The organism is Streptacidiphilus sp. EB129, assembly GCF_041262645.1.
Classification (GTDB): Bacteria; Actinomycetota; Actinomycetes; order Streptomycetales; family Streptomycetaceae; genus Streptacidiphilus.
Genome location: NZ_JBGCCS010000114.1, coordinates 1 through 1,218 on the forward strand (window position 1 = coordinate 1; position 1,218 = coordinate 1,218).

1 pseudogene is annotated in these 1,218 nt (G+C 68.2%); it reads left to right on the forward strand.

The features are described from left to right. Positions 1-51 precede the first annotated feature (51 nt). Positions 52-1,211, forward strand: a pseudogene (locus ABH925_RS37690) (IS30 family transposase). Positions 1,212-1,218 lie beyond the last annotated feature (7 nt).

A 1,218-nucleotide genomic window follows, 5' to 3' on the forward strand; every position in this document is an offset into this window, starting at 1 on the left:
GGTGAACTCAACCGGTCAGCGCAACACCCCAGGTAGGAGAGGGTGTGGCGTATGGCAAGGATGGGTCGTCCGGGGATGTCGGATGCACAGAAGCGCGAGTTGTGGGACCGCTGGAAGGCCGGCGAGTCGATCAGTGAGATCTCCCGGGCCCTGGGTCGGCCACCCGGCTCGGTCTTCACGATCCTCAAGTCGAACGGCGGCTACGTCCCGCCGGTCCGCTCGCGTCGGCCCGGGTTCCTGACCGACAGCGAACGCGAGCTGATCTCCCGGGGTCTGGCCCGCGGGGACTCGATGCGCGCGATCGCCCGGTCCCTGGGACGAGCCGCCTCCACCATCAGCCGGGAGATCGGCCGCAACAAGGGCACTGAGCGCTACCGGGCCGTCGACGCGGAGGACCGGGCATGGCAACGCGCCCGGCGGCCCAAGCTCTGCCTGCTGGCCCTGAACGAGCCCCTGCGGGACGTGGTCGCCGCTCGCCTGGCCGACGACTGGTCGCCCGAGCAGATAGCCGGCCACCTGGCGAAGGCGCATCCCGACGACCCCGGGATGCGGATCAGTCACGAGACCATCTACAAATCCCTGTTCATGCAGGCCCGTGGCGTACTGGCCAAGTCCCTTCAGCAGCACCTGCGTTCGGGACGCCCGACCCGCCGCAACATCCACAACACCGTCACCGGCCAGTGGCGCTCGCAGATCAAGGAGGCGACCCCTATCCACGAGCGGCCCGCTGAAGTGCGCGACCGCCTCGTCCCCGGGCACTGGGAGGGAGACCTGGTCATGGGCAGCGGAGTCACCCAGATTGCCACCCTCGTCGAGCGGACCACCCGCTTCACCCTGCTCGTCCAACTGGACGGTCGGGACACCGCCACCGTCACCGCCCGGGTCTCCGCCGCGATGCTGACCCTGCCTGTCCACCTGCGCAAGACCCTGACCTGGGACCGCGGCATGGAACTGGCCGCACACAAGAACATCACCGCAGCCACCGGCCTGGCCGTCTACTTCGCCGACCCGCAGAGCCCCTGGCAGCGCGGCACCAACGAGAACACCAACCGCCTCCTGCGCCAGTACTTCCCCAAGCGCACCACGATGGCCGGCCACACCCAGCAGGACCTCGACCGTATAGCCGAACGCCTCAACCGACGACCTCGGAAAACACTCGACTACGACACCCCAGCCGATAGGATCACAGCACTGTTGCGCTGACCGGTTGAGTTCACC